Origin of the sequence: Nocardia rhamnosiphila NBRC 108938 (genome assembly GCF_000720425.1) — a bacterium.
Classification (GTDB): Bacteria; Actinomycetota; Actinomycetes; order Mycobacteriales; family Mycobacteriaceae; genus Nocardia; species Nocardia rhamnosiphila.
In genome coordinates this window covers 1,081,034-1,106,117 of sequence record NZ_JOAJ01000001.1, presented here as the reverse complement: position 1 = coordinate 1,106,117, position 25,084 = coordinate 1,081,034, and the positions used below count along the sequence as shown (strand labels likewise).

Annotated in this window: 6 protein-coding genes; 1 reads left to right on the top strand and 5 read right to left on the bottom strand. The window is 69.0% G+C overall.

Annotated elements, in window-relative coordinates; all coding sequences use genetic code 11:
• Positions 1–106 precede the first annotated feature (106 nt).
• Positions 107–529 (bottom strand): RNHCP domain-containing protein, encoded by a 423-nt coding sequence (locus IG75_RS0104895; protein ID WP_030519942.1) that lies wholly within the window; start codon positions 527–529, stop codon positions 107–109.
• 5 nt (positions 530–534) lie between these two features.
• On the bottom strand, positions 535–879 hold the full coding sequence (locus IG75_RS0104890) for an RNHCP domain-containing protein (protein WP_030519941.1): 345 nt from the start codon (positions 877–879) through the stop codon (positions 535–537).
• 619 nt (positions 880–1,498) lie between these two features.
• On the opposite strand from IG75_RS0104890, the gene IG75_RS0104885 reads away from it, so the two are divergent.
• On the top strand, positions 1,499–2,722 hold the full coding sequence (locus IG75_RS0104885; RefSeq protein WP_030519940.1) for a cytochrome P450 family protein: 1,224 nt from the start codon (positions 1,499–1,501) through the stop codon (positions 2,720–2,722).
• Positions 2,723–2,871: 149 nt separating this feature from the next.
• On the opposite strand, the gene IG75_RS0104880 is transcribed toward IG75_RS0104885, so the two are convergent.
• The 3 genes from IG75_RS0104880 to IG75_RS0104870 form a co-directional block, all read right to left on the bottom strand.
• A complete protein-coding gene (locus IG75_RS0104880; RefSeq protein WP_245713082.1) occupies positions 2,872–4,149 on the bottom strand; it encodes a cytochrome P450 in 1,278 nt (425 codons plus the stop codon).
• Between the two features lie 295 nt (positions 4,150–4,444).
• Entirely contained in the window at positions 4,445–6,226 is a 1,782-nt protein-coding gene (locus IG75_RS0104875) for an acyl-CoA dehydrogenase family protein (protein ID WP_030519938.1), read from the bottom strand.
• 634 nt (positions 6,227–6,860) lie between these two features.
• Positions 6,861–25,055 (bottom strand): amino acid adenylation domain-containing protein, encoded by an 18,195-nt coding sequence (locus tag IG75_RS0104870; protein WP_030519936.1) that lies wholly within the window; start codon positions 25,053–25,055, stop codon positions 6,861–6,863.
• Positions 25,056–25,084: the final 29 nt, after the last annotated feature.

The following is a 25,084-nucleotide window of genomic DNA, read 5'->3' as shown; positions in this document are numbered from 1 at the left end:
GGTGCACGCCGTCGACGAGACGGGGCCTACGGTGACGCGCGAAGACCTCCGGGACCGAATGGGTGTGGTTCTCAACCCATATCGTCCCCGGAGGTCTTCGTTCGGCTCAGCCGGCCGCGAAATCCCGCTCGGCTACAGGGCGCACCCGATCGAGGTACGAGATCGGACGCACAGCGACGCGGACGAGCGCGAGAGGGTTGTCGTCGCCTGCCGAGCGGTTGGCACCCATCGCGCCGCACGCGGCGCACCGATGGATGATCACCCATTCGCCGGTGCCGCGCACGGAGATGGATATGGCATCCATGCGTCCGCCGCACGTCGCCGCCCGATCGCCTGGGATCTTCCGGTCGACGTGTCTGCTGCACAGGCACGTCGGGCAGTGATTCCGGTGCGCCGTTCCCGGTGCCTGCATGGATACCTCCGAACGGCAGCCGAGACAACGGAACGATGTCCCGCGTCGCGCGGGCGCGTCCCGGTGGACCGGTTTGGCCCGTTGGGGGCGGCCACGGCCGGCGTTTCTGCGTGACATCGCGCTCACCGCACTTGGAGTTGTGCGAGATGTTCGAGCGGGAAGGGCGGTTGCGCCAACGGTTTCACCGCGATGCGGATCAACAGGAGTTGGTTGTCGTCCTCGGCCACCGGAGCCGCTTCGAGGTGATTGCAGCCGGTGCAGCGTTGGATCAGCATCCAGTCGCCGTCCCGCAGTACGGCCACCGCGATCGGGTGTGTACGCGCACTGCATCGCCCGTGTGTACCGGACAGGCAGTTGGGGCAGTGCGAGCGCGGCTCGGCACCCGGTGCGGCGACGGATACCACGAGTCCGCAGCGTATGCAGGTGAAGGTGGATAGTTGTGGAATCGGCGTGCCACTGTGGGACACGGGAGTTCTCCTCTGTGAGATCAATGGGACGGCATGTGCCGAGTCCGATCGATCCCGCGGAAGACTCACACCGGACAGGGAATCCGATGTCGGTTACGGATCACCGATCCGAGCGGTTCGCGGGATCGCGTGGGAGCTCGGCGGCCGTCCGGGGCGTATTTGACATGGTCCACCACCTTCGAGTTCGGAGTTGCCGGCACCGGGCCGGGTCTGCTTCACCATAGGCAGCACCGCCGAGGACGCGCCATCGAATTACTTCCCCGACGTCGGCATGCCGCCGACACAGCTGAGCTCACGAGCCAACACGCAGCTGTATCGACCGGGCCGGGGCCCGCACCTCCGGTTGCCCTACGACACGTCGCGCGGAGCCGTCTGCGCGCTGATTGTGCGGCCGGACGGTGTCCGAACCGGTCTGCGCCGACGCTGTACGGATCGCAGCAGAAGATGTGCTCGTCCACTCGCCTCTCCCGGCTTGTCGCGCCGAGCGAAATGCCGGATTTTCACCGGAATTGGTAGAGACCAATGGGATTCGGCAGTTAGGTTGGTGTGGGGCCTCAGCGGCCGAGGGGGGCGCAACGCATGCCTCCGCCCGCCGATTCACGGTCAGATCGGAGTTCACATGAGCAATCACAGCGACCCCATCGTCATCGATCCAGAGGGTTCCGATATCCAGGGTGAGATCGCCCGGATCCGCGCGCGGGGTCCGGTCACCAGAGTCGTGCTCCCGGGCGGGGTTCCGGCGTGGTCGGTGACCGACGCGGCTGTACTGAAGGCGGTACTCTCCGGCTCCGAGGTTTCCAAGGACCCGCACCAGCACTGGCCGGCGTTCCGGAACGGGGAGATCGGTAACGACTTCCCTCTCCTCAACTGGGTGAACACGCGTTCGATGTTCACCGCCTACGGATCCGAACATCGTCGCCTCCGTAATTTCGTGGCGCCGGCTTTCACCAACAGGCGTACCGCGGCGCTGGAATCCCGTATCCGGGCGATTGCCGATGATCTGGTGGCCGGCCTGGATGCCGCGCCGGAGAGCGATCCGGTGGACCTTCGCGAGCGTTTCGCCTATCCCCTACCGCTCCGTGTGATCAACGAGTTGATGGGGGTCCCCGAGCATTTGATCGGACCGCTGCGGACCTGCGTGGACGGTATCTTCGATATCGCGCTGAGCGCGGAGGCCGCGGTAGCCAACTACGAGGAGATGATCGGGCTCCTGCAGAGCCTGGTCGGGTATCGCCGCGAGAATCCTGCCGACGATATGACCAGCACGCTGATCGCCCACGCCGACGATCCCGCGAAGGATTTCGGCGTCGAGGAACTCGTCGGAACGCTGTATCTGACGATCAATGCCGGCCATGAGACGACGGTCGACCTCATCGACCAGTCGATATACCTATTGCTCACCAATCCGGACCAGTTGGCCGCCGTGCTCGACGGGCGTCTGGGCTGGGCGGATGTGATCGAGGAGGTGTTGCGGTTCGAGCCGTCCATCGCGCATGCCCCGCTGCGGTACGCGGTGCAGGATCTCGTCCTCGGCGGGGTGGCGATCGCCGAAGGTGATCCGATCCTTTCCTGCCCCGCCGGCGCCAACCGGGATCCCGCCGTCTATGGCGACAGTGCGGACGAGTTCGACCCGGCCCGGGAGAACAAGGAGCATATGGCGTTCGGGTACGGTGCGCACCGGTGCCCGGGCGCGCCTTTGGCCCGCCTGGAGGCCCAGGTGGCCCTTCCAACGCTCTTCCGGAGGTTCCCGCAGATGAAACTCGCCGTCTCTCCCGAGGAACTCGGCACGGTGCCCGGTTTCATCGCCAACGGGCACGATCGCCTGCCGGTGTTCCTCAAATAGGCGTGGTGGGTGCCGTAGGCATCGATCCGGCCGGGGCGGCGGGCGGGCGCAGTGTTGTCGCAGCACCGCCCGCGCCCCGGCTTTCAGCTATCGATGCGATTCACCATTCCGCGGAGCGCCTTTTCGATATTTCGATGTGGGCGGTGATTTCAGGCGCTCAGCGGAGGCGAAGGAGGAAATACGACCGGCAACGCCGTCAATGCGCGGTGGAAGGGGCCGGGACGCCACACGAGGCGTTCCAGCGGCACTTCCAGCTGCAATTCCGGAAGGGCGTCCAGCAGTTGGTCGATGATTTCCTGCGCCAGGAGAAGCGAGAACGGCCGGGCGTGCGCGGGGCAGGCGTGTGGTCCGGTGCTCCACGCCAGGTTCCATCCGTTGTCGATGAATTCGCCGGTGTTCTTCTGCGGGTCGGTATTGCAGGCGGCCATGCTGATGATCACCGGCTGGTTGGCGGGCAGGAACTGGCCTTCGACGTAGATGGGTTGGCGGGGGTAGGTGATGCAGTAGTTCGCCATCGGGGGGTCGGTGGCCAGCCGCTCCTCCAGTGCGGTCTTCGTCGTCAGGTGACCGTCCCCGCCGTAGCTGGTGTACCGCTCGTCGGTGAGCATCAGCACCAGGGTGTTGGCGATCAGGTTGACGGGTGGCTCGACTCCGGCGGCGAACAACAGGACCAGCTGGTTCACCACTTCCTCGTCGGACAGCCCGGCCGGGTCCTGGATCATCTTGGTGGTGACGTCGTCGCCCGGGTGCGCGCGCTTGAGGAGTGTCAGTTCGAGCAGGGCCTGACCGAAGGCCATGTTGACCTGCTCGGTGTCGACACTGTCGAACATCTGGGCGCTGGCCGCGGCGACCCGCTGGCCGATGTCTTCGGGACAGCCGAGGACCTGGCACAGGACCGAGAAGACCAGCGGAAGGGCGTACTGGTTCAGCACGTCGGCGCGGCCGGTCTCGCAGAAGGTGTTGATGAGCGGGAAGGCGGATCGCTCCACCATGGGGCGCACGGTGTTCAGGTCGATTCCCTGCTCCAGTGCCTCGACCACGTTTCTGCGGAGCCGCCGGTGCTGTTCACCGCTGGTGCGGATTGCGTTGGGCCGGTATTCGACCATCGGCTTGATCGGGCAGTCGTCGGGAATCTCTCGCTGCCAGATGCTCGGATCGGCGGGAAAGCGGTCGCCGTCGCTGAGTATGCCCTTGGCGGTGTCGTAGTTGATGACCAGGGTGGCGGGCACTCCGGGCCACATCTCGACCGGAACCAGCGCGCCGTAGGCTTCGCGCATCTGACGGTAGGCCCGGTGGGGATCGGCGGCGAACTCTTCGCTGTAGATCGGGACCCGTGGGCCGTTCTCGATGCTGTAGATCGGGGTTCGAGTACCGTCCGCGAGCGGTGAGCCGGTGACAGCACCCTGGCGGGTGTACTGCGGATACACGTAATCTCCTTGATATCGGTTTGCGGAGGAATACTAGCCGAGGCGAGTGCCGGGTGAGGGCTGCCAGGTGGCTATGTTGTTCTCCGCCAACGGATTTGTGGTTTATTGCGGGCAATCCGAACACATTTCGCGGTCGGTGTATCGGCCGATATCGCCCATATTCGCCCGAATGACCGCTCCGGCCGCGCTTCGGACACCGTCGCATTCACCACATCGGTGGAGTCGTGCGGGTGTGACGAACGCCGCGGGCAGGGCACCCCGGCGGGGTGTCCTGCCCGTGTGCGTGTCCGGAGGATCAGCCGCGGGGCCGATCGTGGCAGCGCGAGTCCCAGGCGGCGGCCAGGTCATCGGCCAGCACCGGGGCGCCGAGCATCTCGTCGTCGAATTCGAAAGCGGCCAGCAGGGCGGGCAGGTGGTCGGCGAGGGTGTCGATGGCCTCGTAGAGCAGTCCGCTGCGCAGTTGCTGTTTGACCGCCTTCACGGCGGCCACGTCGAGTAGTCCGTGGGTGAGGTACCACGACGCGTGCTTGTCGATCTGGTCGAGGGCGAAGACGTCACGGACGGCCGCGATCTCGGGATGGTCGGCGTGTTCGTCGAGGACTCGCAGAGCCTGTTCGACGCAGTAGGCTTCCGCGAGTTCCAAGGCGTCCGGGATGATCTCCAGCCGAGCTTCGAGTGCCGGGTTGCTCAGGTGCGGTTGTGCTTCCTGGGCGATGGTGAGTGTCCGGGCGTGGAACAGGCGTGCGCGGTCTGCCGGGTCGGCGGGGTCGTGGAGGATGGGTGTGGGCGGCTGGGTGCCGGTGAATTGTTTGGCCAGTACGCGACCGGCGACCGAGCCCATGACGGAGACGTCGCCTTCGCCGGTCATGGCGGCGTGACAGACACCGAGGTAGCTGGCGACCCGGTTGGCGCTGAACATGCCTTGGGCGGCCATTTTCACGCGGCAGTCGGTGACCGTCTGCAGTGCGTGCCGTTGGATGAAGTCCTTGGCCAGCATGACCGACACGACGGTGTCGCGGGCGGTGAGGTCGCTGCCCGCGAGCAAGGTTTTCACGGAGTTGCCGTAGAGGGTGCGGGCGACGGTGCCGGCCAGATCGGTGAGCAGTGTGTCACGCACATGGGGGATGTCGAGCATGTACGGCTTGTCGGTCGGTGTCATCGGAACCACTCGCCTGCTCGCGTAGTTCAGGGCGATGTAGAGCGATGCGCGGGCTTCGGCGTTCAGGCAGGAGGACAGTGCCAGGCGTCCGACGGTGAGCTGGCTGATCGCCGAGGCGAATGCGCGTTTGCGGCTGGCCTCGTCACGCCAGGTGAGTACGCCGTCGTCGTCGATGGTGGCGAGGTCGTTGCTGAGCCAGGCGTCGCGTTCGACCCGGAGGTTGTCGAAGCTGATGACGGAGTTGTCCATGATCACCAGTGGCTGGTGGTCGAGTTGGGTGATGGTCACTCCGGGGGCGGGTGTGCCGTCGGCGCCGCGCAGGCGTGCGGTGAACAGGTGGACGCCCTGGTCGACGCCGGCGGCGTCGATGAACCGTGCGCCGATGACGCAGACCCGGGCCACTTCGATCCCGACGCTGGGCATGAATTTGCGTGCTCTCGGGTCCGGGGTGTTGAGCACGAACCCGTCGCCGTCCCAGGTGGCGGTGGTCCGCATGAACTGGATGTTGGAGCCGCACTCGTATTCGGTGAGCAGCATGACTCCGACGCTGGACGCGTCGTCGAGGTCGAGGAGGTAGGGCGTGGCGGAGTCGGAGTCGGTGAGGGTGGCCAGGCTGCCCGAGGCCAGGTTGTAGTGGCCGGAGATGAGTGGGATCAGGTCCGTCGCCAATACCGCGCACTGGTCGAACACGGCGAACAGTTTGGGTAGGTCGGTGGCGACGGCGCGGGTGCCGATCTGCCTGACGAGGTCGCCCAGCTGGTCGTAGGCGTTGAGACGCCGCTGCTCCTGACTCTGCTGCTCCGTGACGTCGTAGTCCGGGTTGATCAGGATTTTCTGCAGCTGCTGATGGAACTCCGGACTGCCGTGCCGAATGATCTCGGCGAGCGAAGTCTGTTCCACATACGCGTCGGTAGCCATAACCGCCTCCTACTAATTTCCGGTCCCAGCGGTCACTCGTTCACCGTTGGGCATACTGGGCCATCGCTACCGGGCACCGGCGCAGGGCACCGGGCGGTCGCCGCGCTTGCGCGCGGGCACCGCCGGGGGCCGAAGCGCCGGGCCGGAGGATCACCTGTCAAGAACTCGTCGCGCCACACACCTTCACGTGGGGCTTCTTACCGCGGCCCGGCCGATGGGAGTCGGGTACCGCGCGCCGGTGTGGGTGTGCGGTACCCCGATGCGTGGCCGGGATCGGAGAGATGGTTCCGGCCGCCGCCGGTCCGTCGGGGGTGGCCGGTGGGACGGGCGGTCCGCCGGGATCGGCCGGGCGGTGACGTGGGTGCTCCGCCGGGCCGATTTTGCGGTCGCTTCAGCGTGCGGCATCATCGTTGCCGCAGAGTTGCCGTTGACCGACCGGGACACGGAAAGTATTGTGCCACAATCGTTCTTCGGTCTCATGGGGAAGAATCACAATCATTGGTCTAGGCCGATGACCTGGCGTTCTGGGGATTACCGGCTGACCTGGACGTATCGGGAGACGGCAACGCTTTTCGCCTGGCTGTAAATTCGCCAGGAAAATTACCCTACGTAACGGTCGGTATTGTCTACGGATTCACCGATCGAGCCGTTCGTCGAGGATTCGGGCGATCTCCTCGACCGCCGCCGGATCGGTCATGGCCAGGTGAGCCGCCTCGATATCGATATTCGAGATCTGCCCGCCGACGACCGGCGCCCACCCCGCCCAGCCGGCGGCATCGGGACGACGGTCCACCGTCGCCGTGAAATACAGCAGGTCGGCGTCGAGAACCTGGGGCCGCCAGATACTCGCTGCCCGCATGGACTGGTTGTAGGCGTCGGTCATCCGCTGGATCATGTCGGCATCGACCGGGAAACCCTCGCCGAGGTGTCGCCTGATGAGGTCGGCCGCCTCCTGGGGGGTCGCGTCCTGGTCCACGAAATCGATGCCCAGGACCGGGCCGAGGTTGCTGATCAGTTCGCCGGCGGTCACCGTGACGACCTCCGCGGGATCTATGCCGGCGGCTTCGGCGTCCAGCAGGGCCAGCAGGGCGACCTGCTCCCCCGCCGCCCGCATCTCGACGGCGATCGCATGCGCGATCTGACCGCCCAGCGACCAGCCGAGCAGATGGTAGGGACCGTGCGGCTGGACGGTCCGGATCTCGGCGAAGTACCGGCGGGCGGTGTCCTCGATGGTGGCCGGCCCGGGGAGTTCGCCGCCGATCTGGGGTGCCTGGATGCCGTAGATCGGCCGGCCGGGCGCCAGGTACTCGGCAAACGGGCGGTAGCTCCAGGCCAGACCCGAGGCGGGATGGACACAGAACAGTGGTGGCCGGTCACCGTCGGCCCGGATCGGCAACAGGACGTCGAAACCGAAGGTGGCGGCCGCATCGGCGGGAGCGTGGCCGGAGCGCATCCCCGATTCGATACGTTTGGCCAGATCGGCCGGGCTCGGATCGGACAGGATCCAGCTGACCGGAACGTCGTAGTCGAGTTCCTTCTTCAGCTCGCTGACCACTTGCACCGACCGTAGCGAGTTACCACCGAGGGCGTAGAAATCGTCGTCCGCCCCGACGCGGTCCACGCCGAGTACGTGCCCGTAGGCGCGGACCACTTCACTTTCCAGCCAGGACGCCGGTTCCCGGTACTCACCGACCGCGAACTCCGGTTCGGGCAGCCGCGCGCGGTCGAGTTTGCCCGAGGCCGTGTAAGGCACGGTGTCGAGCACCATGACCGTGCCGGGCACCATGTAGCCCGGCAGTTCGGTGGCGGCGTGGGCGAGGACCACGGCAGGGTCGAGGGTGACGCCGTTCGCGGGGACGAGGTAGGCGACGAGCTGGTCCCCGGCCGTGGCGGTGTGCACCGCCACGATGGCGCGGGCGACGCTGTCGTGTTCGGCCAGTACCGCCTCGATCTCGCCGAGTTCGATACGCAGGCCGCGCAGTTTCACCTGGGAGTCGGTGCGGCCGAGGTATTCCAGTTCACCATTGGGGAGGCGGTGCGCCAGGTCGCCGGTGCGGTAGAGCCGTTCGCCCGCGGTGAAGGGGTCGGCGACGAACCGTTCCGCGGTGAGTCCGGGACGATCCTGGTATCCGCGGGCGGCCTGGTCACCGGCCAGGTACAGGTCCCCGGCCACTCCGGGAGGTGCGGGTTGCAGCCGGCTGTCGAGGACATAGGCGCGGACGTTCCACACCGGCGTGCCCATGGGAACGTTGCCGTGGTCGGCGTCGGTGACCAGGTGTTCGGTGGCGTGCAGGGTGAATTCGGTGGGCCCGTACACATTGTGCAGTTCGGTATCGGGCATCACCCGGCGCGCGGCGGACACAACGTCCTGGCCGAAGGCCTCACCACCCACGAGCAGCGCCCGCAGCGAGGTCAGCGATGCAGCGGGGGCCGTGTCGGCGAATGCCGCCAGCATGGAGGGCACGAAGGAGGTGAGGGTGACCCGGTGGGCGGCGATGGTGTCGGCGAGGTAGGCGGGATCGGTGTGCCCGTACGGTTGCGCGATGATCATCCGCGCCCCGGCCATCAGGGTGGCGAACAGTTCCCACACCGAGACGTCGAAGGTGGCGGGGGTCTTTTGCAGGACCACATCCTCCGGTTTCAGGGAGTGGGCTCCGATGATCCAATGCAGTTGGTTGAGCACCGCGCGGTGCGATACGGCCACGCCTTTGGGTCGCCCGGTGGAGCCGGAGGTGAACAGAACGTAGGCGGTGTTCTCCGGTCGCAGCGGCGCGCGGCGTTCACGGTCGGTGACGGGCGAGTCGTCGAAGCCGGAGAGGTCGAGCCCGTCGAGGGTGGACAGCACGACGACGGGGTTCGCGGTGGCCAGCATGTAGTCGATACGTTCGGCCGGGTGGTCCGGGTCGATCGGAACGTATCCGCCGCCGGCCGCGTGCACCGCGTGCATCGCGGTGACCTGATCCAGCGAGCGCGGCATCCGCAGCGCGACCAGCGTTTCGGGGCCGACGCCACGTGTGATCAGCAGCCGGGCGAGGCGGTTGACGCGGGACGCGAACTGCGCATAGGTGAGTGTCTCGTCCGCCATGGTGACTGCGGGCAGGTCGGCGTGTCTGCGCACCGAGGCGGTGAACGCGGAGGCGAGTGTTTCGTCCCGTCTGAGGTGGTAGGCGGTGGTGTTGCACCAGATCAGTTCGGCGTCGCGTTCCGTGGGATCGAGCAGGTCGACGTCGTGGACGGGCCGGCCGGGGTCGGTGGCCATCGCGTCCAGTATGCGCAGCAGGCGGTCGACTATGCCGGTGGCGGACGCTTTGTCGAACAGGTCGGTGGCGTAGGTGAGTCCGCCGCTGATACCGGTCGGTGCACCGGCGGCGTCATAGGTGTCGGAGACGGTGACCTGCAGATCGAACAGAGAGGTGCCGGTGTCGGCTTCGACGGCCGAGACCGACAGGCCCGGTAGTTCGAAGTCGGTGGTGGTGAGGTTCTGGAAGGCCAGCATCACCTGGAACAGCGGGTGGTGTGCGGGGGTGCGTACCGGGTTGAGTTCCTGGACGAGCCGTTCGAACGGGACGTCGGCGTGCCCGAATGCGGCCAGGTCGGTGCCGCGTACGTGTTCGAGCAGCTGGGTGAAGGTCATTCCCGCGGTGAGCCGGGTGCGCAGGACGAGGGTGTTGACGAACATGCCGACGAGGTCGTCGAGTTCGGGTTCGCCGCGGCCCGCGTACGGGGTGCCGATCGCGATGTCGTCGGTGTGCGCGAGCCGGGCCAGGGTGGCGGACAGGGCCGCGTGGAAGACCATGAACAGGGTGGTGTTGTGGGCCCGGGCGACTCGTTCCAGTTTCGCGTGCAGTTCGGCGTCGAGTTCGATCGGCATAGTGGCGCCCGCGTAGGTCGGGGCGGGCGGACGCGGCCGGTCGGTGGGTAGTTCCAGCAGGGCGGGCAGGTCGGCGAGCTGCCCGGTCCAGTAGTCGATCTGGGCGCGCAGCAGCGAATCGGTATCGTGCTCGGTACCCAGGACGGTGTGCTGCCAGATCGCGTAGTCGGCGTACTGCACGGCCAGCGGCGGCCAGGCGGGGGGTTCCTGGTGCAGTCGGGCCGAGTAGGCGGCCATCATGTCGCGGGCGAGCGGGCCCAGTGATGATCCGTCGCCGGAGATGTGGTGCAGTACCACGGCCAGGATCCACTCGTCGTGGTCGAGCTCGTACAGCCGCACCCGGAACGGGACCTCGGTGGTGAGGTCGAACACCGTGGAGACGAAGGTGGAGAGCCGGTCCACCAGTTCGGATCGGTCGACGGGGGCGACGGCCATGGGTGGTACGGCGTCGGCGGCGGGCAATACGACCTGCGCGGGTTCGCCGTCGTGGTGCGGGTAGACGGTCCGAAGTACTTCGTGACGGGTCATGACATCGTCGACGGCGGCGTGCAGGGCGTCGACGTCGAGCTGCCCGGTGAGGCGGATGACGATCGGGATGCTGTAGGCGGCGGAGTCGGGTTCGAACCGGTTCAGGAACCACATCCGCTGCTGTGCGTAGGACAGCGGGACATGGTCGGGGCGAGGCTGGGCGGTGAGCGCGACCCGGCCGGTGTCGGCGTGCGATTCGGCGCGGGCGGCGAGTTTCGCGACCGTGGGTGCTTCGAAGATCATCGCGACGGGCACGGACGCGTCGAGCGCGGCGCCGATGCGGGCGGCGACGCGGGTGGCGATCAGGCTGTTGCCGCCCAGTTCGAAGAAGTCGTCGTCGGCGCCGACCGGGCCGTCGGTGCCGAGTACTTCGGCGTACACCCCGGCCACGATCTCTTCGACCGGTGAGGACGGCGCCCGGAAATGCCTGGCCTGCAGGACCGGCGCCGGGAGGGCCTTGCGGTCGAGTTTCCCGTTCGGTGACAGCGGTATCGTGTCGAGCACCATCACCGCGGCGGGCACCATGTAGGACGGCAGTGCCGCGGCGGCCTCGGCGACCAGTTCTTCGCCGGCGATACTCGCGCCCGGCGCGGGCACCACATACGACACCAGCAGTACGGGCCCCCCGCCGTCGCGGCGTGGCACGGTGACCGCGAACGAGACGTCCTCGCGGGCGCCGAGTACGGCGTCGATTTCGCCGAGTTCCACCCGGAAGCCGCGGACCTTGATCTGGAAGTCGTTGCGGCCGACGAATTCGAGGTCGTGGTCGGCGTTCCAGCGGACGACGTCGCCGGTGCGGTACATGCGTTGCCCGGGTTCGCCGTAGGGGCAGGCGACGAACCGGGCGGCGCTGGTCGCGGTCCTGTTCAGGTAGCCGCGGGCCAGACCGGGACCGGCCAGGTACAGCTCCGCGGGTACGCCGACCGGTACCGGTTGCAGCCGGGAGTCCAGGACGAGGGCTCGCATACCCGCGCGCGGGGCACCGATCCGGACCCGGTCGCCGGGGAGCATGTGCGGGGCGGCGGTGGCCACGACCGAGGTTTCGGTCGGCCCGTACAGCACCCGGAATTCGCGGGTGCCGGCGCGGTCGGTACCCGACCACCGGTTCACCAGATCCGAGGGCACTTCCTCGCCGCCGGACATGACGACCTGTAGATCATCGAGTCCGGTGGGGTCGACGGAGGCCAGCGCGACGGGGGTCACGAAGGCGTGGGTGACGTGCTGGGTGCGCAGCAGGTCGGCGAGTTCGCTGCCGCCGTACATTCCGGCCGGGGCCAGCACGAGGGTGGAGGCGCCGCCGGTCGCGAGCATGATCTCCAGCAGGGAGGCGTCGAAGGACGGGGAGGCGAAATGCAGTATGCGGGAAGTGTGGCCGGTGTGATGGGCGGCGTGCTGGGCGGCGAGGAAGTCGGCGATGGCGCGGTGCTCGACGGTGACGCCCTTGGGTACACCGGTGGAGCCGGAGGTGAAGATGATGTAGGCGGTGTCGGTGGCGCGCAGTGGTGCGCGCCGGTCGTCGTCGGTGACGGGGGCGCCGGACAGGGTGTCGATCTGCGCGGCGACGGTGTCGTCGTCGAGGACGAGCCAGTTCACGGAGTCGGGGAGGTCGGGGCGTGCCGCCGCGACCGTGACGCCGAGTGCGGCGCCGGAGTCGGACACCATCTGTTCGATGCGGCTCGTCGGGTAGCGGGGGTCGACGGGCACATAGGTGGCGCCGGATTTCACGACCGCCCACCAGGTGATCACCGAGGCCACGGACCGGGTGGCGGCGACGAGTACCGGGTTCTCCGGTTCGGCGCCGTACCGGATGAGGGCGCGGGCCAGCCGGTTCGATCGGATGTCGAGTTCGGTGTAGGTGAGCGCGGTGTCGCCGGCGACGAGGGCGAGACCGTCGCCGTTGTCGCGGACGGCGGTGGCGAACGCATCCGGTAGCAGGGCGGGCGCGCCTTCGAGGCGCGGTCCGACCCGGGAGACGAGCGTGGTGTGTTCGTCGGTGTCCAGCCAGTCGATATCACCGACCTGTGTCGCCGGATCGTCGGCGACTGCTTCCAGGACCCGGATCAGTCGCTGGGCGAACCCGGCCACCGTCGACTCGTCGAACAGGTCGCGGGCGAACACCAGCATGCCGGAGATGCCCTGCGCCGCGCCGCCTGTGCCGTAGTTGTCGGAGACGACGAGTTGCAGGTCGAACTGGCACATGCCGGTGTCGACGTCGGCGCGGGACACGGTGACGTCGGGCAGCACCACATCGACCGACGACAGGTTCTGGAACGCCAGCGCGATCTGGAACAGTGGATGCCGGTCCGCGGAGCGTTCCGGTTTCAGTTCTTCCACGACCCGTTCGAACGGTACGTCGGCGTGTTCGAAGGCCTGCAGGTCGGTTTCTTTCGTGCGCGTCAGCAGGTCGGCGAAGGGCTCGCCGGGGTGGACGGGGGTGCGCAGGACCAGGGTGTTGACGAACATGCCGACGAGGTCGTCGAGTCCGGGTTCGCCGCGGCCGGCGACGGGGGTACCGATGACCACGTCGTCGCTGCTGCTCAGCCGGCCCAGTACTGCCGCGAGGGCGGCGTGCAGGACCATGAACAGGGAGGTGCCGTGGGAGCGGGCCAGTTCGGTCAGTTTGCTGTGCAGGTCGGCGCCGATATCGAGCGGGACGCGGCCACCGGCCAGGGACGCGACGGCGGGGCGGGGCCGGTCGGCCGGGAGATCGAGGCGGTCGGGCGCGCCGGCCAGGGTGGTGCGCCAGTACTCCAGTTGTGCCGACATGAGCGAGGCGGGGTCCTGCGCGGAGCCCAGGGTCCGGCGCTGCCACAGTGCGAAGTCGGCGTACTGCACCGGCAGGGGTTCCCACAGCGGCGGGTGCCCGGCGGTGCGGGCGGCGTAGGCGCGCATGACGTCGCGGGCCAGCGGGCCCATGGACTGGCCGTCGCCGGCGATATGGTGCACCACCAGAACCAGCAGGTATTCCGTGGTGTGCCCCGCGGTGTCGAGGGCGAACAGTTCGACGCGCAGCGGCACCTGCACGGTGACGTCGAAGCCGCGGCGCATGAATTCGCCGACCACGTCGGGGATCACGGACGGGTCGACGTGTACGGGGTCCAGGGTGATCTCGGGTTCGTCGAGGATCACCTGTTCGGGTTCGCCGGCGGTCTCGGGGTAGATGGTGCGCAGTACTTCGTGGCGTCCGGCGACGTCGCGTAGTGCGGTGGCGAGGGCTTCGGTATCCAGGTCGCCGGTCAGCCGCAGCATCACCGGGATGTTGTAGGCGGCGGAGTCGGGTTCGAAGCGGTTGAGGAACCACATCCGCTGCTGTGCCAGCGACAGCGGGACGGGGTCGGGGCGCACTCCGGCGGTGAGGGGTACCCGGTCGCCGCCGGTGAGGGTTTCCGCGTGCGCGGCGAGACCGGCGACGGTGGGTGCTTCGAACATCGACCGCACCGGAACCCGCACGTTCAGGGTGGCTCCGACGCGCGCCACGACCAGTGAGGCACTGAGCGAGTCGCCGCCGAGTTCGAAGAAGTTGTCGTCGGCGCCCACCCGGGTGATGCCGAGCACATGGCGGAAGGCTTCGGCGACCACGTTTTCCACCGGTGTCGAGGGCGCCCGGTACTCATGGGTGGCGAAAACCGGTTCCGGGAGCCGGGCGCGGTCCAGTTTCCCGCTGGAGTTCAGTGGGAGTTCGTCGAGGACGAGGACCGCGGCGGGCACCATATAGGCAGGGAGGGCTTCGGTCAGGGCGGCGGTCAGTTCGGTACCGGAGACGGTGTGGCCGGGGGCGGGCACCACATAGGACACGAGCACTGCCGGCCGGTCTTCGGTGCGGCGCGGCACGGTCACCGTGAACGCCACATCCGGGCGCGCGCCGAGGACGGCGTCGATCTCGCCCAGTTCGACCCGGTTGCCGCGGATCTTGACCTGGAAATCGTTGCGTCCCACGAATTCCAGTTCGTCGGTGTCGGTGCGGCGCACGATATCGCCGGTGCGGTACATGCGGTGGCCGGGTTCGCCGAACGGGCAGGCCACGAAGCGGGAGGCGCTCAGCCCGGCGCGGCCGATATAGGCGTCGGCCAGGCCGTCCCCGAACAGGTACAGTTCGCCCGCGACCCCGGCCGGTACCGGGCGCAGCCACGTGTCGAGGACCACGGCCGCGACCGGCCCTACCGGCCCGCCGATGGTGATCGGTTCGCCGGGGGTGAGCGCGGCGTTCGCGGTGGCCCAGATCGTGGTCTCGCTGGGACCGTAGAGGTTGACCATGGCGCGGTCGGGTGCCCACCGCTCGACCAGTTCGGGGCCGACCGGTTCCCCGGCGCTGGCGAGCACCCGCAGCTCGCCGAGGCCGTCGTGCGGGAGGGTCGCCAGCGCGGAGGGGGTCAGGAGGGTGTGGGTGATGTGTTCGCGCCGCATCAGGGCGGCCAGTTCCGGTCCGCCGTACACATCCGGTGGCGCGATGACCAGGCGGCCGCCGGAGCCGTGCGCCATCAGCAGTTCGTACACCGAGGCGTCGAAGTTGGGTGAGGCGACCTGTAGGACGGTGGCGGCGGGGCCGACACCGAGTATCCGGCGTTGCGCCGCCACCACATCGGGGAGGGCGCGGTGGGCGACCAGCACACCCTTGGGGGTTCCGGTGGACCCGGAGGTGTAGATCACGTACGCCGGATGCGCCGGACGGATCGGGCCGCCGCGGTCGGCGTCGGTGACCGGCGCGGACAGTGCCGGGTCGGTGCCGGCGACCGCGGTTTCGGTGTCCACGATCAGCCAGTCGACATGGTCGGGCAGCAGCGGCCGGGAGGCGGCGTCGGTGACACCCAGGGTGACGCCGGAGTCCGACAGCAGGAATTCGATGCGGTCGGCGGGCAGGTTCGGGTCCATCGGCAGGAACGCGGCGCCCGCTTTCGTGGCGGCCCACACGGTGACGATCGCGTCGAGGGAGCGGGGCAGCGCGGCCGCGACCAGGGTGCCCGGGCGGCCGCCGCGGCGCAGCAGTAGCCGGGCGAGATGGTTCGCGCGGGCGTCGAGCTGCCGGTAGGTCAGGGCGAGCGGACCGGAGGTGACCGCGATGGCGTCGGGGTCGGCGGCCACGGTGGCGGCGAGCAGGCCGCCGAGGGTGCTCCCGGGGAGGTGCCGCGAGCGGGGGGCGGGCAGGACCGGGTCCTGCCGGTTACGCAGGGCGAGCTCGCCGAGCCGGGCGGCGGGGTCGTGGGCGATGCGCTGCAGCAGTTCGACGAAACGGTCGAGGATGCTGTGTGCCTGGGCGGTGTCGAAGGCGTCGTCGAGGAACCGCAGGGTGATGTGCAGGCTCTGCCCGGTCTCGTGCTCGGCCTGTTGCGGGGCGACGACCAGGCTCAGCGGGTACGGGGTGGCGTCGACGCCGGTGATCTCGTCCACGCGCAGGCCCGCGGAGTCGACGAGTTGCTGCAGGGCGGGGCGGTCCACGGGGAAGGACTGGAAGGCGATCGCGGTATCGAACAGTTCGGTTGTGCCGGCGCTGCGGTGGATATCGGGGAGCCCGACGTAGTGGTGGTCGAGCATACGGGCGTGCTGGGCCTGCAGCTGTGTCAGCAATTCCCGCAGTGAGGCCGCCGGGTCGAGCTGGACCCGGACGGGGATCGTGTTGAGGAACATGCCCAGTGTCTGATCGACGCCGGGCAGTTCGGGGGGGCGTCCCGACACCGCGGAACCGAAGATCACGTCGGTTTCGCCGACGAGGGTGCGCAGGTTCAGCGCCCACGCGGCGGCGACGGCCGTGTTGACGGTGACGGCTGTGTCGGCGGCCACGGTGCGCAGGCGCGCGAGCTGATCGGCCGGTAGTTCGGCGGTGACCTCGGCGGCCGTGGCATCGGTCGGGCCGGTGCCACGGGCGACGCGGGTGGGCGAATCCACGTCCGCGTAGGCCTGCGCCCAGGCGGCTTTGGAGGCGGTGAGGTCCTGGCGGGTGAGCCAGGTCAGGTAGTCGCGGTAGGAGGGGGCGGCGCCGGCGCCGCCGATGTGTTCGGGTGCGCCGTAATAGTCGAGTAGTTCTCTGAGCAGCAGCGGCATCGACCAGCCGTCCAGGATCACATGATGGTTGGTGATCAGCAGCCGGGCCGCTCCGGATTCGGCGCGGATGAGGGTGAAGCGGATCAGCGGCGGAGCCGACAGGTCGAACCCGGCGGCCGCGTCGGCGGTGGCGATCCGATCCCATTCGGCGGTGAGGTCGTCCCCGCGGACCGCGAGATCGACCTCCTGATACCGGACTTCGGCGCGGTCGAGCACGATCTGGCACGGTCCGGCGGCGGTTTCCACGAACGCGGCGCGCAGGATGTCGTGCCGGTCGACCACCGCCTGCGCGGCCTGCCGCAGGCGTTCACCGTCGACGCTGCCGGTGAAGCCGATCACCGTCTGCACGGTGTAGTTGTCGCCGGCGTCGGGATCGAAGGTGGAGTGGAAGTGGATCCCGGATTGCATGGGCGACAGCGGCCACACATCGGCCAGGGCGTCGTAGCGCTGTTCCAGATGCTCGATATCCGATCGGTTGAGAGTGACGAGCGGGAAGTCCGCCGGCCGGTAGGCGCGGTCCTCGATACGGTGCGCGCCGCGGGGCAGGTCCTCGACGGTCACGGCGTCGGTGTCGTGCCGGGCCATGGCGGCGAGGGCGGCGACGGTTTTGCCCTCGAACACATCGCGCGGGGTGAGGGTCAGCCCGGCCGCGCGGGCCAGCGCCACCAGCCGCATGGAGACGATGCTGTCGCCGCCGAGGGCGAAGAAGTTGCTGTCGGCGGAGACGGTGTCGAGGTGCAGGACTTCGGTGAACAGTTGCGCCACGACCTGCTCGGCGGGTGTGGACGGCGGCCGGCCCGGGGTTTCCTCGGCGCGGAACGCGTGCTCGCGCAGCGCCCTGCGGTCGATCTTGCCGACCGGGGTCAGGGGCATCGCGTCGAGTTCCACGATCGCGGCGGGATTCATGTAGGGGGCGAGCGAACCGGCGAGGTCGTCGCGCAGTGCCGCCACATCCACGGTGGTTCCGGGGGCGGGAACGACATAGGACACCAGGACCGGTTCGCCGGCCGGGCCGTCCTGGGCGACGGTGGCCGCCCGAGCCACGGCGGGGTGCCGGGTCAGGTGGGCGTCGACCTCACCCGGTTCGATACGCAGGCCGTGGATTTTGACCTGCTGGTCGCTGCGGCCCAGGTATTCCAGTTCCGGGCCGGAGGGGCCGCGCACCCACCGCGCCGAGTCCCCGGTGCGGTACATGCGGTCGCCGTGGGGTGAGTGCGGGTCGGCGACGAACCGGGAGGCGGTGGTGTCCGGACGGTCGTAGTAGCCGTGAGCCAGGCCGGGGCCGCCGAGATACAGTTCTCCGGCGATTCCGGCCGGTACCGGCCGCAGCCACATGTCGAGCACCGCGGCCGTCACGCCGCGGATCGGGCCGCCGATGGTGACCGGTTCGCCGGGGCGCAGCGCCGCGGATCCGGTGGCCCAGATGGTGCATTCGGTCGGCCCGTAGTGGTTCATCAGCCGGCGGCCGGGCGCCCAGCGATTCACCAGGTCGGATCCGGTGGCCTCGCCGACCACCGCGACCGTCTCCAATGCGGGCAGGACGGCCGGATCCATGGTGCCCAGCACCGACGGGGTGATGATGGCGTGGGTGACCCGCTGGGCGCGCAGCAAGTCTTGGAGATCGCTGCCGCCGTACACCTCCGGCGGAGCCACCAGGAGGCAGGCGCCGCTGCTGTGGGCCAGCAGTAGTTCCGAAACGCAGGCGTCGAAACCCGGTGAGGCGACCTGGAGAACCACCGAATCGGTGGTCGCGGTGAATGCTTCGGCCTGGGCGGCGACGACATCTGCCAGGCCCCGGTGGGCGATATGCACCGCTTTCGGCTTACCTGTCGACCCGGAGGTGTAGATGAGGTAGGCCGCGTTGCCGGGATGCAGGCCGGCGGGAGTGACCGGTTCGGTGCCGGATTCGGGTGTGCGGGTGAGGTCGGCGATCAGCCAGTCCACCGTGGCCGGAAGATGCGGGACGACCGTCTCGACGGTGATGCCGAGCGCGCTGCGGGAATCGGCCAGCAGTTCCGCGAGGCGTTCGGGCGGGTTGGCGGGGTCGAGGGGCACGAACGCCGCGCCGGTGCGGGCCACCGCCCACATCGCGACGGTCAGTTCGGCGGACCGCGGCAGCGCCAGGGCCACGAATGTTTCGGGGCCGGCGCCGCGTTCGATGAGCCGGCGGGCCAGGGCGTCGGCGTGCTGTTCCAGTTCGCGGTAGGTCAGGGTGGTGTCACCGGAGCGGACGGCCGTCGCGTCCGGGTGGCGGCGCGCGGTGGCCGACAGGATGTCGTGCAGGGTGCGTTCGCCGACCGGTGGCGCGCCGTGTACGAGCAGTTCCGCGCGTTCGGTGGCGCGGGCCGCGGACACGGCGGCGACCCGGCGACCCGGATCGGTGACGAGCCGGGTCAGCAGCAGTTCGAACCGTTCGAGCAGGGTGCGGGCGGTGTCGGTGTCGAAATGGTCGGTGGCGAAACGCAATGTCACCGTGTAGGTGCTGTTCTCCTCGGTATCCGAGGCGTCCCGCGCCGGCGGGGTCACCTGCAGGCTCAACGGATACGGGGTGGCGTCCTGGGCGTCGATGTCGACGAGCCGCAGGCCGGCGGCACCGAGATCACGGGACAGTCCTTCGCGGTCCAGCGGATAGGATTCCAGCACGGTCACCGTGTCGAACATATCGGCGATGCCGGTGGCCCGTTGCAGTTCGGCCAGGCCGATGTGCCGGTGATCCAGCATCGAGGCCTGTTCGGATTGGACGCGGGTGAGCAGGTCGGCGACGGTCTCGTGGGGGTCGGTGCGGACCCGCACCGGCAGGGTGTTGATGAACAGGCCGACCATGTACTCGACGCCCTGGATATGGGGCGGACGCTCCGAGACCGTGTTGCCGAACACCACATCCGATCGGCCGGTCAGAGTCGTGAGTAGCAGCGCCCACGCGACCTGGATGGCGGTGTTGGCGGTGACTCCGTGGGTGCGGCCGAGGTCGAGGACCGCGGCGGTGGTCGCGGCGTCGAGCGCGCGGCCGGTTTCGCCGCTGTCCGCGCCGACCACCCGGTCGGAGCGCCCGGTGACGCGTGTCGGGCTCTCGACGCCGGAGAGCATCCGCTGCCACGCCTCGGTCGCCGCGTCGCTGTCCTGGCCGTGCAGCCACTGCAGATAATCCCGGTAGGAGCGCGGTGGGGCGAGTTCGGTGCTCTCGTCGCCGGACGCGTACAGCGCGAGCAGCTCGTGGATCAGCAGCGGCATCGACCAGCCGTCGAGCACGAGATGATGGTTGGTGACCAGCAGCCGGTATTCGTCGGCGCCGGTACGCACCAGATGGAACCGCAGCAGCGGCGGACGGGCCGGGTCGAACGGCGCCGTGGCCGCGACCGCGAGCTCCTGGAAGGCGCGGTCGCGCGCCTCGGCGTCGGGAAGCTCGCCGAGATCGGAGTACTGCCAGTCGGCCCGGGTGTCGTCGAGTACGAGCTGCCGGGGCCCGCCCGCGCTTTCGACGAACGCGGTGCGCAGGCTGTCGTGGCGGTCGACGAGTGCCTGGGCGGCCCACTGCATCCGGTCCGCGTCGACGTCTCCGGCGAAGGTGAGCGCCGCCTGCACCGTGTAACCGTCGGTGGTGTCGCGGTCGTAGATGGCGTGGAACAGCAACCCGGCCTGCAGCGCGGTCAGCGGCCACACATCGGTCAGCGACGGATAGTCGCGCAGCCAGTGGTCGATCTCGTCCTGTGTCACGGTGACCAGCGGGAAATCCGAGGGAGTGAATCCGCCCGCGGATTCGGAGCGGATATGGCCGGCCAGGGCGCGCAGCGCCCGCACCCACAGGCCGGCGAGTTCGTCGACCTCCGTGGCGTCGAGCACCTGTGCGGCGAACTCCCAGGTCGCGTCCAGTTCGAGGCCGTCGGGTCCCGGTTCGGCGATCGTGTTGATATCGAGCAGCGCGGGCAGCGCCATCCGGGGGTCGCTCGTCGCGGTCAGCGAAGTGAACTCACGGGTGGGTGTCCACGCCCCCGAATGTTCGCGGACACCCACCCGCCCCAGATAGTTGAAACTGATCTGGGGGTCCGGTGAGCTCCCCAGCTCGGTGCTGCCCTGCGGGTCGAGGCAGCGCAGCATGCCGTAGCCGATGCCGTTGTCCGGCACCGCCCGCAGCTGCTCCTTCACCTGCTCGACGGCGCGTCCCGCGGCCGCTCCACCGGCGAACGCCTCCTCCGTGTCGATATCGCGCAGTTCGAGCCGGATCGGGAACCGGGTGGTGAACCAGCCCACCGTGGCGCTGAGATCGGCGCCCGGCACCGCCTGTTCCTCGCGGCCGTGGCCTTCCAGCGAGATCAGTTCCGCGCCGGCGGCCATACCGCGCCGGCGCCGCCACTCACCCAGCGCCAGCGCCAGCGCCGTCAGCAGCGGGTCGTTGGCGTTGCCGTGGTAGCGGGCCGGGACGGTGGTGAGTACCGCCTCGGTGATATCGGCGGGAATCCGGATCCGGACGCGGCCCGCTGTCGCCACGACATCGCGTTGCGGGTCCAGGCGGCGTGGCCCGAGCAGCCGGTCGCCCAGTTCGTGGATACCGCGCCACAGCCCGAGTTCCGTCGCGCGCCGGGCGGGCGCCTGTTCGACCAGGCCGTGCGCCCAGCGTCGCACCGAAGTGCTGGGCGCCGGGAACTGTGGTTCGCCGCCTTCGATGATCTGGGCCCAGGCCTGCGCGAGATCGGTGAGCAGGAGACGCCAGGACACCGCGTCGACGGCGAGATGGTGGATCACCAGCCACAGCAGGTCGGGGCCGGTGGAGTCCTGCAGCCGGACGGCCTGCAGCAGTACCCCGTCGGCGGGGTCCAGCCGGTCCGCGGCCGCCTGCAGGTGACTGTCGACCTCGGCGGCGTCCCGGCGGGTCAAGGGCACCGTGGTCAGCGCGGTGGCGGCATCGACCGTCCCGCGGTCGAGGACATCGACGAACCGGTCCAGCGATTCGGCGCCGCGCAGTACGGCGCGCAGCATGTCGTGCCGGTCCAGCACGGCCTGCAGGGCCCGGATCAGGTGCGCGTGCTCGACGCCGTCCGGGAGCTGCACGAGAGTGGCCTGCGCGAACCGGTTGTAGTGGCCGCGGCCGAGCATGGCGTGCATGATCGGCGACAGCGGCATCGGCCCGACCCCACCGCCCGGGAGTTCGGCCAGCCGTGGCTCGTCCCCGGCGTCGGTCGCCACGGCGGCCAGCCCGGCGACGGTCTTGGCATCGAACACATCCTGGGTGGAGAAACTCAACCCGACCGCCTTGGCGCGCGCCACCAGCTGGATCGACAGGATGCTGTCGCCGCCGAGCGCGAAGAAGCTGTCGTCGGCGCCGGCCTGTGCGACCCCGAGAACCTCGGCGAACAGGCCGGCCACCAGGTTCTCCCGGGGCGTGGCCGGAGCCCGACCGGCCGGGGCGGTCCCGAAATCGGGTTCGGGTAGCGCTTTGCGATCCAGTTTGCCGAAGGCGTTCACGGGCAGGCTGTCCAGCGGCAGGATCACCGCGGGGACCATATGCGGGGGCAGGGCTTCGCGGGCGTAGCGCTGCAGTTCGACGGTGTCGATCCGGCGGCCGTGCACGGGAACGACATAGGTGGCGAGCACGGTCGCGCCGGCCTTGTTCCGCACCGGCACGGTAACCGACAGGTCCACGTCGGCGTGTCCGGTGAGCGCGGCGTCGATCTCCCCCGGTTCGATCCGGTAGCCGCGGATCTTGACCTGGAAATCGCTGCGTCCCATCAGTTCCAGCGTCATCGTGTCGCTGTTCCCGGACCAGCGCGCGAGGTCGCCGGTGCGATACATGCGGTCCCCCGGGTCGCCGTAGGGGTCGGCGACGAAACGGGCCGCGGTTTCGCCGAAACGGTGGCTGTAGCCGCGTGCCAGACCCGGCCCGGCCAGATACAGTTCGCCGGCGGTGCCCTTGGGGACCGGTTGCAGGGCACGATCCAGCACCATGGCGGAGACGCCGCGGATCGGGCCGCCGACGGTGAGGTCACGATCGGGTTCGATGGGCGCGCCGGCGGCGGTGATGGTGGTCTCGGTGGGACCGTATTCGTTGTACATCGACCAGGACCCGGTCCACCGTTCGATGACATGCGGCGGGCACACGTCGCCCCCGACCACCACGACACGCAGATCTGTGAGCGGCTCGGGGTCGACGGTCGCCAGCACGGCGGGGGTCAGCGTGAGGTGTGTGACGCGTTCTTCGGCGAGCAGCCGGGTCAGCGGTTCGCCGCCGATGACCTCCGGCGGCACGATCACCAGGGTGGCGCCGGAAGCGAAGCAGGTGAGGAACTGTTCCTGCGAGGCATCGAAACTGGGTGAGAGAGCGTAGGACACGCGCGCGGCCGCGTCGACACCGTAGGTGTCGCTGCGGTCGGCGATGAGGTTCGCCAGCCCGGTATGGGTGACCTGCACGCCTTTCGGAAGCCCGGTGGATCCGGAGGTGTAGGTCAGGTAGGCGAGGTCGGCGGGTCGCAGGGGTCGGATCCGGTTGGCGTCGGTGACCGGGTCGGTCGCGTAGGACTCGTATTCCCGCTGGGCGCCGGGATCGTCGAGCACGACGCGGCGCACCTGCTGCGGCAACCGTTCCGTGTGGTCGTCGACGGTGATCGCCACGGAGGCGCCGCTGTCGGTGACCATGTGCTCGATCCGGGCGGGCGGATACTCCGGGTCGATCTGCACGATGGCGGCGCCCGTTTTTGCGACGGCCCAGGCCGCGACCACCGAATCCACCGAGCGTCGCAGCAGAATCGCCACCGCGGTTTCGGGTCCGGCTCCCAGCGCGATGAGATGGCGGGCCAGCCGGGAGGACCTGGTGTCCAGTTCGTCGTAGGTCACCGTGCGCCCGGGGGTGGAGATCGCGCTGCCGGAACCGTGGCGGCGGGCGGTCTCGGCCAGGATGTCGGGCAGCAGCCGGGTGCCGGTGCCGTGGGGGCCCCGCACGGGCAGCAGCGCGGCCCGTTCCCGCGCTTCGAGCAGCGGTAGCGCGCTGACCCTGTTCTCTGTTCCGCCGGCGAGGAACTCGTGCAGGAACATGAGGAAACGCCGGTGGTGCGCGGCGAGTTCGGCGGCACTGTAGACGTTCGGGTTGCCCTGGAAATCGATATGGGTGCTGTCGCGGCCCGCACCCGGATAGATGTTGACGAACAGGTCGGCGGTCGGGCCGGAGGTGAGCACATGGAGACGGCCGGTCGTCTGGCCCAGCACGATCTCGTTGTCCACCATCATGAGGTTCACGGCCGGACCGAACGAGGCCGCCTCGTCCCGGGCGATCCCCATATCGTGGAAGATGTCCTCCTGGCGGTAGCGTTGCCGGCGCAGCGCGCTGGTCAATTCGCCCTGGGTGGCGTCGATCAGGTCCCCGACGGCACGGTCGGCGACCTGTACGCGCAACGGCACCACATTGGCGACCATGCCACCCGAACGGCGCAGCACCGCCGAATGCCTGCCCGACACCGGCAGACTTAGCAGTACCTCGTCGCTTCCGGTCATCCGGGCCAGGTAGGCGGCGAACGCCGCGACAACGATCGGGGTGACGCTGGTACCGCGCGCGGTGACCACACTGTCCAGCAGGCGCGCGGTGTCCTCCGGCAGGGAGACACTCACGAGTTCGGGGTGGATGGTGGGTTTGCTGACGCGTCCGCCCAGGCTGACCACGGGCGGGGCGCCCGCGAGGTGTTCGGTCCAGTACTTGCGGTCGTTGTCGAAGCGCTCCGATCCCCGGTAGGCGAGGTCCTGCTCGATGATGTCGCCCAGGTATTTCGCGGTGGCCGGAGGTGCGTCCGCACCGTGTACCCACGCGTTGTACAGCTCGGTGATGCGGTGCAGCATCGTCACCGCGGCGAACCCGTCCAGGGCGATATGGTGCGCGCGCTGATACCACAGGTAGTGGTTGTCGCCCACCTGGTACACGACGCATTTCATGAGGTAGTCGCCGAGCAGGTCCAGCGGCGCCGAATAGTCCTCGACCATCAGGCGGTGCGCGGTCGCGACCGGGTCGCTACGGCGACGCAGGTCCACCACCGTGGCCGGTGATCCCGCCGTCTCGTCGACATACTGGCACGGTTCGCCGTCGATTTCGATCAGGTGGAGGTGCCCGGGGCCGAATTCGCGGTCGGCGGCCTGGCAGGCCTCCAAGAGCAGGTCCGGTTGCAGTTCACCGACGATCTCGACGTATTGGGCCACCGAGATCGGCGACGAACCCGCGAGATGCTGTGCGAACCAGATCCCTCGCTGGGCGGCCGACAGTGGGAGGACGTCGCGGCGGGGCGGGCCGGTGAATGTGACGGCGCCCGGCCGCGCATCCGAATCGTTACCCGACGCCGAGTGGCCTGTTGTCGCGGACGAGCCGATCTCCGAGGAATCCGATCGGCCCCGGCCGTCTGTGTTGCGCTTGGACTGGGTCACCTGTCCTCCATTTTCCCGGCATCGGGGGA